Consider the following 8,451-nt stretch of genomic DNA (forward strand, 5'->3'; position numbering starts at 1 on the left):
CCGAGATAACGAGATGATTCCACGGGCTCACACCGTGCCGGCAGTTGAATCATCGGGGTAAAGACATACAATTAACGCGATGGTTTCTCCCTCCAGAGCCTTTTTGTACGATACCGCGGCCACCGCCCAGCATGCACGTGCTCGGACGCGAGACCGACGCGGAGCGCTCTCCGTCGCTCCCGACGGTCCGTCTCGGCTCGTTCCTCGCCCGTGACGGTAGCGCGGGGGCCGCCGTCGGCGTCGACGCGGACCGTCCCCACGCCGGCGTCGTCTTCGGGAAGCGCGGTACCGGGAAGTCGTACACGCTCGGCGTCCTCGCCGAGGGGCTCGCCGCCGCGCCGGGGGTCTCGCCGGTCGTCATCGACCCGATGGGCGTCTTCGGCGGGCTCCGGGCCGCGGGCGGTCGCGTGGCCGCTCCCGCGATCCGTCCGGGCGCGATCCCGGCGTCCGCGTGGCCGGACCTCCTCGGACTCGACCCGACGGGCGGTCCCGGCGGGGTGGTGTGGCGCGCCGTCGCCGACGCGACAGAAGGCGCGGAGGGAATCGCGATCGCCGACCTACGGGACCGTGTCGCCGAGGCCGACGCGCCGACGGACGCGCGTCGCGCCGCCGCGAATCACCTGCGGCTCGCGGCGTCGTGGGACGTGTTCGACGCCGACGCGCCGCCGATCGCCTCCCTCGCTGCCGACCGGTCACCGACGGCGCTCGACCTCGCCGGCGTCCCGGAGGCCGCCGCGGCCGCCGTCGTCAGGGCGGTCGCCCGCGGACTGTACGACGCGCGGATCGATGGCGACCTCGACCGGCTCCCCTGGCTGCTCGTCGACGAGGCGCACGCCTTCTTCGACGGCGTCGCCGACCCCGCGCTCAGGACGCTCCTGACCCGGGGTCGCGCGCCGGGCGTCTCCCTCCTCTGCGCGACGCAGCGCCCCGGCGCCCTGCCGAGCGTCGCCGTCTCCCAGTCGGACCTGTTGATCTGTCACCGGCTCACCGCCGAGCGCGACGTCGCCCGACTCGCGGAGGCCGAGGCGACGTACCTCGCCGGCGATCTCGCCGAGCGGCTCCCGACCGGCACCGGCGAGGCGCTCGTCGTCGACGACGCGACCGAGACGGCCCACACCGTTCGGGTCCGCGAGCGGCGAACGCCGCACGGCGGGGGGAGCCCGCGGGCGAGCGATCTCGATAGCGGCGAAACCCCGGACCCCCCGCACGGTGACGGCTCGGACGCGGGCGAGTCCGAAGGCACAAGATGACTCCCCCCGACCCGTTCGTATGGAACGGACGCCGCTCGGCTTTCTCCTCGTTGCCGCCGGCGGCTTCCTCGGCGCCGTCGTCAGGCACGGCGTCGACGTCGCCGTCGGGGGACCGACCGGGTTCGGCACGCTCGTCGTCAACGCCGTCGGGTCGTTCGCGCTCGGTCTGCTGATCTCTCGCTCGACTGCGACCCGAACTCGGCTGTTCGTCGGCACCGGGGCGCTTTCGTCGTTCACGACCTACAGCACGTTCGTCGCCGACGCCGTTGCGCTCGGGGGGCTCTCCGGAACGGGGTACGTCGCCGCGAGCTACGCGATCGGACTCGCGGCCGCCCTCGCCGGACTCCTGGTCGGGGGGCGGTCGTGACCGACCCGCTCCTCGCGGCCGCGCTCGTCGGCGTCGGCGGGTCAGTCGGCGCGACCGCCAGACACGCCGTCGGGATCCGGGTCGGCGGCCGTCGATCGATGGTCGCCGTCAACGCGCTCGGCAGCCTCGCGCTGGGGGCCGTCCTCGCCGCGCCGGTCGGTTCCGCGGCGACCCTGCTTTTCGGGGCGGGCGTCTGCGGCGCGTTCACCACGTTCTCGTCGTTCGCCGTCGAGACTGTATCGGCCGCGAGCGGGGGAGAGACGGACGTCGCCGTCGGGTTCGCCGCCGCGAACTTGCTGGCCGCGCTGCTCGCGTTCCTCGTCGGATCGGCGCTCGTCGACGCGGTCGCGTGGGCCGGGTAACCCTCCGACTCGACGCCCGCGAGCGACAGGTACAGGCATCTCCGGGACGTATCCTCTCGTGTGACTGACGACGCCGAGAGCCGGGCAGACGACGGCGGTGACACCGGACGCGCGACCCGCGAACCGGACGCGGCCGACCGCGACGCGAGCGCCGCTTCCCCGGAGGCCACACCCTCGGAGGCCCCGGCCGGATCGTTCGGCGACGAGGCGCCGGCGTTCGGGGACCTCTCGCTGCCGCAACGGATATTCGTCGCCGCCGTGCAGAACCCGACGCGCGGCGTCGTGATCGCCGGACTGCTCGCCTTCGGCTTCTCTTTTTACGTCGCCTTCTGGCTCGTCTTCCCCCGGGTCGCGGCGTTCACCTCCGCGATCGGGGCGGCCCTGGTCGCGACCGTCGCGCTCGTCTACCTGGTCTCGGACCGCTTCTCGGCGGAGCCTCGCTGAACCCGCGGCGGAATCGAGGCCCCCTCACGGGTGCGGCTCGTAGAACTCGCGGAGGGTTGTCCCGAACGTCGGAGCGAGCGTCGCGACGGCGTCGCCGACCAGCACGTCGCGCTCGGCGAACGCCCGCTCCACCTGCGCCCCGAGCGCGACGTCGCCCGCGGCGTCGCTCTCGAGGTACTCGCGCACCGTCGTGAACGCCCGCTCCCGCTCGACGACGTACCGGTCCCCCTCGATGAACGGGCCGTACGTCTCCGGGTCGACGTCGTCGGCGTACGACTCGTAGAAGCTTGCGGCGTGTTTCCGCACCGCGACCGGCGGCCCCTCGTGGCGCTCGACCGCCGGCCGCTCCGCGACCTCCAGCTCGGCGTACAGCGCGGCGCGGACCGATCCGGTGGAGTCGTCTCCGGCTCGGTCGTCGCCGACCATCGCCTGCGCGCGCAGCACGTCGAACCCGTGCGCGTTCAGCCCCCGGATGGTCCCGTCCAGGGAACGTCGGAGCTGCGGCCACAGCTGGTCGTCGACCAGGTCGGGCGCGTCGAAGACCACGGCGACCGGGGTCGTCTCCCGCCGGTCGAGGTGGCCGCGCACGCCCGCCGAGTCGAGCGGGTCGGGATCGTCCGGCTCGAACAGCGCCTCGCCCGGCGCCGCGAGCAGCTCGCGGGCGTAATGCTGGAACCGGGCGGCGTTCGCGGCCGAGAGCACCGCCGCGACGTTCCGAGTCGGATCCGTGGGGTCGACGACGACGAGCGGGTCGTCGAACGTCTCCCCGGCGTGGCCCTCCGGGTCGAACTCCACCGGCGGGTGCCAGCTCCGGGCGGACTCGACGAGGGGGACGAACCCGCCGAGCTCCAAGACGAGTAGCTCCGTCAGATACCCCGAAAACCCCTCCGTGCGGAGGTCGCTCCCGTACGCGCCGATTCCTTTTAAAAATGCCTTCGCGAGTACGACGTCGTCCGCGAGCTCCCGGTCGAGCCGCGCGGAGAGGTACGCGTCGTGGAAGGGGGTCCGGTCGACCGCGGAGACGAGTTCCGCCGCGGCGTCCACGTCGTGACAGGGGACAAGGTCGACGTCGAACCCCTCGTGGGTCCCCTTCACGTACGGGTGCTCGGCGTACTCCTCGTGTCCGTCGGGGAGAACGGCGTGGCCGACCGCGAGCCCGTACTCCTCCAGTTCGGCGCGCTCGAGGTCGGCGGCGAACCGGACGAACAGGTCGATATCGCGGTCGCCGGCAACCCACGTCCCGCGGGCCGTCGAGCCCACCTGCACCACGTCGGCCGCCACAGGGAGGTCAGCGATCGCCTCGCGGGCGCGCTCGACGAGCTCGCCGGCGACCGCCCGCAGGCGCTCGCGCTCCGCGGGCTCCGGGACCACCCGGTCGCGGACGCGAGAGAGCACCGCTTCGAGGTCGTCGGACGCGGCTTCGTCCGACTCGGAATCGTCCATGGCCGGATCTCTCGCGGTCCGGCCGAAAACGTGTCGGTCGCGGGGTTGGCGGGGTCGAAAGAGACCCGACGACGATCGCGTCCCCGACGCCGTGTCAACTCGTCTCCCCCCGAGTCGGGCGGAAACGAAAGCCATATCAAAAGAACACGAGTATCCGAAGACGAGCCGAAGTAGCTCAGTTGGTAGAGCGCCTCGCTGTTACGACGCTCGGCGGACTTCCCCCGAACGTCACAGTCACGAGGCGGTCCCAGGTTCGAGTCCTGGCTTCGGCGTCCCTTCCCGTTCGATTCTGTTCGCGCCTACGCGTTTTATACGATACCGACTCAGACCGCCGTATGTCGCTGTTTGAACAGTATAACCGCTTAGAAGAACCCCAGAAGCGTGGACAGGCCACGGAAGCGACTGTCACGGCGGAACTGATCGCCCGCGACGTGTCCGTGCTCACGCCGGCCTACGACAACGAGCCGTACGATCTCGTAGCAGAGATCGGCGGCCGTTTCTACCGAATCCAAGCCAAGACCGCGTTCGACGGCAAACGCGATAGTACGGTGGAATTTCGGACTCGAAGCGTTCGGACAAAAAGTGACGGATACGAACGAGAGGGATACGAGGGCGAAATTGATTATTTTTCCGTCCTGAACGTCAGAGAGGAGGAGATATACCTCGTTACGATCGAGGAGGCGGGATCAACAGCGACCACGATCCGGTACGAACCCGCCGCGAACAACAACCGAGCGAACGTCAACTGGCACGAAGAGTACCGGCTCGATACGGTTCCCGATGGGCTACGCTCGGGCTAATGCGGTACCCTAAAGAATGTGTCTCCTGTATTCCAGTCTGACGCGGGCCTTTAGCTTAGTCTGGCTCAAAGCCCTCCGCTCATAACGGAGTGATCGCCGGTTCAAATCCGGCAAGGCCCATTCTCCCGCGGCGGGTACTCCTGCGAGAACTGATAAACGAGAGTCCTACTCCAGCAACCCGACCAGTTCGTTCACGTCGTCGACGACCGCGTCGGCCCCGTTTTCGGCGAACTTCCGGCGCCCGTCCTCGCCGGTCAGGCCACCGGTGAGGACACCGAGCCCGTAATAAACCCGGCCCGCGTCCTCGTCGTCGGCGTTGCGCGCGGTCCGGACGTCGTCGAGGGTGTCGCCGGCGAAGGCGACGCGCTCGGCGCCGAACCGCTCCGCGAGCTCGACGAGCGCCCGCGGGTGCGGCTTCCCCTCCTCCCAGTCGTCCATCGTGAACCGCCGGTCCTCAGGGACGTCGAGGCCGACGCGCTCCAAGGCTATCTCCGCCTCGGCCGCGGGGCGCCCCGTCAACACCCCCACGTCGAACCGCTCGGTGAGATCGCCGATCGTCTCCGAGCGGACGAGCGTCGGCTCGTCGTGGATATACCCCGGCGCCGACAGGGGCGGCTCGCCGCCCTCCAGCTCGCGGTACAGCTCCTCGCCGAGGTACAGCGCCTGGAACGTCTCGCGGAGGCGTTCGGTGTCCCACTGGTCGCGGACCCGCGCCTGCGCCACCCTGGGGAGGTCGCCGACGACCGCCTTCGCCGCCGCGAGCCCGCCCCCGGCCTCGGCGACCCGGTCGGTGAACGCCACGGGGTCCAGCCCCAGCCCCTCGCGGCGCGCCAACACGTACAGCGCGGCCGCGTCCGTCAGCTCCCAGTCGTTGTTGAACCCGCCGGCGTCCTTGAACGCCTGGACCGTGTCGCGCTCGATCGTCTTACCGCACACCCTGTCGACGGACTCAATTATCGCCCGCCGGTACGAGTCGCCGACGTCGACGAGGACGCCGTCGATGTCGAGAACGACTGCGTCAACCTGCATACCCGTACGCCGGCAGGTGAGGGAAAGAACGTTCGGGTTCGCGGTCGGTTCGGCCGGAAGGCGCTCACCGCTCGGACTCCGAGGACCCGGGTTCCGACGGATCGCCTCGGGCGACGTAGACGGTCGCCTCCGGCAGTGACTTCCGCCGGACCGGGACCGTCGGCTCCTCGAACCCGAGCGTGGTGAACACGCACTCAGCGCCCAGCCGGTCGGCGAGCGCCGCCGTCGGGCGCTGCAGCTCGGCCGGGAGGTTGCACGCGTACACCGCGTCGAACCCCCCAGTTGTCCCGTCGAGCGCGGTCCCGGTCTCTCCGTCCGTCGCCTCCGCGAGGGCGAGCACGTCGGCCTCAACGACGCGCAGCGAGCCGGCGACTTCCGACCCCTCCGTCTCGCTCGCGGCCGCTATTGCGGCCTCGCCGACGGCGACGTCGATCGCGACGACGCCGCGACCGCGCTCGGCGAGCGATCGCGCGACGCCGGGGCGATCGCCGACGCCGACCTCGAGCAGCCGATCGTGACGGGCGAGCTCCTCGACGAGCGCCCGACGGGACGGTGAGACCACGGCGCGGGCTTTATGATTGCGGCGGTCAAAAGCAGTTTCATGCTCGTGGACATCGTTCCCGTCGGGGAAGTCACCCCCCGCGTGAAACGGGAGGCCTCCGGCGCGCTCCGATCGGTGTACGACTGTGACGTCACGGTCCACGACGATCAGCCGATCCCCGAGACCGCCTACGACGAGGGTCGCGACCAGTACCGCGCAGAGGACCTCATCGAGACGGTCAGCCGGGTCGGCGGCGGCGAGAAGAACATTGGTATCACCCCCCAAGACCTCTACTACCGGCGCCGGAACTACGTGTTCGGACTCGCGTACCTCAACGGTAACGGCTCCGTGATCTCGACGCACCGGCTCCGCACCTCCTCCGACGGCGGCGTGTCCACGAAGCCCGCGGTCGACGTGTTCTCCGACCGCGTCCGCAAGGAGGTGGTCCACGAGATCGGTCACACGCTCGGACTGGAACACTGCGACAACAGCAAGTGCGTCATGTCCTTCTCCCCGACGGTCCGCGAGGTCGACGTGAAAGAGGAGAACCTCTGTGGCTCCTGTTCTCGGCTGGTTCGCTAGCCCCGCCGGTAGACGTAAACCTCGTCCTGTCCAACTACCGCCCATGGCCGCAAAGCCGGAATACCGCGACCGACCCGACGTCGAGGTCGCGCTGCTGGACGCGCTCGTCGACCGCGGCGACGAGGGGATGACGGTGCTGGAAGCGCGGGCGGCCGTCGACGCCGACATCGACGCCGTCGAGGAGGCCCTCTCCGCGCTGAAGGCGGACTCCCTCATCACGGTCGAGAGCGAGGAGCGCGTCCGCGTCTACGCGCACGACCGGGTGGTTCCCGACCCCGACGCGCCGGGCGACGATCCCCCGGACGGGCTCGTCGAGGCGCTCCGCGATCGGCTCGGGCTGTAGCCCGGTCACCCGCGCGGCGTCGGCGCGACCCCACCGCGAGCCAGCGACCTTTTGCCGCTCCCCCGACTCCGTACCGGTATGACTCTCGTCTCCGGCACGCACGGCGCCCACAGCGCGACGTACCGCGACCGCGGCGGCCGCCGGGTGGTCGACCACTACGGGAAGCCAGAGCGCGTCGGCAAGGCGGTCCGCAACGTCGTCGGCGCGATCGAGATGGGGTACGGCGTGCTCGCGGTCACGGGCGACGACCGCGTCGAGTTCGTCGACAACGCCGTCTCCAACCGCGTCCCGGCAGAGGACGGGCAGGGCGTGTACACGCTCCTGCTCGACCCGCAGGGCGGCATCGAGACGGACATGTACGTGTACAACGCCGACGAGCGACTGCTCGTCTTCCTCCCCCCCGAGCGCACCGAGGCCGTCGCCGACGACTGGTCGAGCAAGGTGTTCATCCAAGACGTGACGGTCGAGGACGCCTCCGAGGAGTTCGGCGTGTTCGGCGTTCACGGGCCCAAGTCGACCGAGAAGATCGCTTCCGTACTCGGCGGGCCGGGCGCTCCCGAGAAGCCCCTCTCGTTCGTTCGCGGCTCGATGGTCGACGCCGGCGTCACGGTGATCGCCACCGACGCGCCCCTCGGCGAAGAGGGGTACGAGGTGGTCTGTGCGGCCGACGACGCTGAGGAAGTGTTCGACACGCTGATCAACCGCGGGCTGAACGCGGCCCCGTTCGGCTACCGGACGTGGGACGCGCTCTCCGCCGAGGCCGGCACGCCGCTCTTCGAGTACGAGCTGGAGGGGACGGTGCCGAACGTCCTCGGCCTCCGCAACGCCCTGGACTTCGAGAAGGGCTGTTACGTCGGCCAGGAGGTCGTCTCCCGCGTCGAGAACCAAGGACGCCCGAGCCAGCGACTCGTCGGGCTCGCCCTCGACGGCCTCGCCGACGCCACCGCAGAGACCGACGGCGACGCGGACCCGGAGGGCTACGACGAGATTCTCCCGACGCCGGGCGCGGCCGTCTTCGCCGGCGACGAGGCCGTCGGCGAGGTGACTCGCGCGGCGGTCGGTCCCGCCTCGGGCGAGCCGATCGCGCTGGCGCTGGTCCGGTACGACGCCGCCCTCGACTCGGTCGGCGTCCGCGTCGACAGCGAGGAGGTCGCGGCGACGCGAGCCGACCTCCCCTTCTCATTCGTCGACGGGAGCGCACGGTCTGCCCGGGTGCCGACGTATTCGAGCGACGAATAGTCGCACCGCGGTCGTGGTCGGCGCGTGCCGCCGAGCGCCCTGCGGGCGCGA

Annotated in this window: 11 protein-coding genes and 2 tRNA genes; 10 read left to right on the forward strand and 3 right to left on the reverse strand. The window is 70.6% G+C overall.

Annotation, left to right across the window (positions count from 1 at the left end; translation table 11 throughout):
- Positions 1–131 precede the first annotated feature (131 nt).
- From N5096_RS14015 to N5096_RS16370, 4 genes are read left to right on the forward strand one after another with little or no spacing between them, the layout of a single operon-like run.
- Positions 132–1,250 (forward strand): ATP-binding protein, encoded by a 1,119-nt coding sequence (locus tag N5096_RS14015; protein WP_267665435.1) that lies wholly within the window; start codon positions 132–134, stop codon positions 1,248–1,250.
- A gap of 19 nt (positions 1,251–1,269) precedes the next feature.
- A complete protein-coding gene (locus N5096_RS14020) occupies positions 1,270–1,617 on the forward strand; it encodes a fluoride efflux transporter FluC (RefSeq protein ID WP_267665436.1) in 348 nt (115 codons plus the stop codon).
- Positions 1,614–1,979, forward strand: a complete 366-nt coding sequence (locus N5096_RS14025) for a fluoride efflux transporter FluC (protein WP_267665437.1) — start codon at positions 1,614–1,616, stop codon at positions 1,977–1,979. The genes N5096_RS14020 and N5096_RS14025 overlap by 4 nt, the downstream gene beginning before the upstream one ends.
- A gap of 60 nt (positions 1,980–2,039) precedes the next feature.
- Complete coding sequence (locus N5096_RS16370) at positions 2,040–2,423, forward strand: hypothetical protein (RefSeq protein ID WP_267665438.1); 384 nt, start codon at positions 2,040–2,042, stop codon at positions 2,421–2,423.
- 24 nt (positions 2,424–2,447) lie between these two features.
- Here N5096_RS16370 and cca read toward each other — a convergent pair whose 3' ends face one another.
- Entirely contained in the window at positions 2,448–3,866 is a 1,419-nt protein-coding gene (gene cca, locus N5096_RS14035; protein WP_267665439.1) for a CCA tRNA nucleotidyltransferase, read from the reverse strand.
- 164 nt (positions 3,867–4,030) lie between these two features.
- Between cca and N5096_RS14040 the strand changes: the two genes are divergently transcribed.
- The 3 genes from N5096_RS14040 to N5096_RS14050 all read left to right on the forward strand — a co-directional run bounded on the left by N5096_RS14040 (position 4,031) and on the right by N5096_RS14050 (position 4,786).
- Positions 4,031–4,138, forward strand: a tRNA-Asn gene (locus N5096_RS14040).
- Positions 4,139–4,201: 63 nt separating this feature from the next.
- The gene (locus tag N5096_RS14045) at positions 4,202–4,666 is read left to right on the forward strand and encodes a group I intron-associated PD-(D/E)XK endonuclease (protein WP_267665440.1); all 465 of its coding nucleotides are present in this window, start codon (positions 4,202–4,204) and stop codon (positions 4,664–4,666) included.
- A 44-nt stretch (positions 4,667–4,710) separates the two neighbouring features.
- Positions 4,711–4,786: transfer RNA gene (locus tag N5096_RS14050), tRNA-Ile, on the forward strand.
- 45 nt (positions 4,787–4,831) lie between these two features.
- Here the strand turns inward: N5096_RS14050 and N5096_RS14055 are convergent.
- Together N5096_RS14055 and N5096_RS14060 are read right to left on the reverse strand one after the other, a co-directional pair.
- Positions 4,832–5,695 (reverse strand): TIGR01548 family HAD-type hydrolase, encoded by an 864-nt coding sequence (locus N5096_RS14055; protein WP_267665441.1) that lies wholly within the window; start codon positions 5,693–5,695, stop codon positions 4,832–4,834.
- 64 nt (positions 5,696–5,759) lie between these two features.
- Positions 5,760–6,257 carry a UPF0146 family protein gene (locus N5096_RS14060; protein WP_267665442.1) on the reverse strand — a complete coding sequence of 166 codons (498 nt, stop codon included), beginning with the start codon at positions 6,255–6,257 and terminating at the stop codon, positions 5,760–5,762.
- Positions 6,258–6,296: 39 nt separating this feature from the next.
- On the opposite strand from N5096_RS14060, the gene N5096_RS14065 reads away from it, so the two are divergent.
- From N5096_RS14065 to ygfZ, 3 genes are all read left to right on the forward strand, one after another.
- Positions 6,297–6,818 carry an archaemetzincin family Zn-dependent metalloprotease gene (locus N5096_RS14065; protein ID WP_092564926.1) on the forward strand — a complete coding sequence of 174 codons (522 nt, stop codon included), beginning with the start codon at positions 6,297–6,299 and terminating at the stop codon, positions 6,816–6,818.
- A 43-nt stretch (positions 6,819–6,861) separates the two neighbouring features.
- Complete coding sequence (locus N5096_RS14070) at positions 6,862–7,161, forward strand: DUF6432 family protein (protein WP_267665443.1); 300 nt, start codon at positions 6,862–6,864, stop codon at positions 7,159–7,161.
- Between the two features lie 78 nt (positions 7,162–7,239).
- A complete protein-coding gene (gene ygfZ / locus N5096_RS14075; protein WP_267665444.1) occupies positions 7,240–8,400 on the forward strand; it encodes a CAF17-like 4Fe-4S cluster assembly/insertion protein YgfZ in 1,161 nt (386 codons plus the stop codon).
- The last annotated feature ends 51 nt before the right edge of the window (positions 8,401–8,451 follow it).

The sequence above is a fragment of the Halorubrum yunnanense genome, from assembly GCF_026586675.1.
Taxonomy (GTDB): Archaea; Halobacteriota; Halobacteria; order Halobacteriales; family Haloferacaceae; genus Halorubrum; species Halorubrum yunnanense.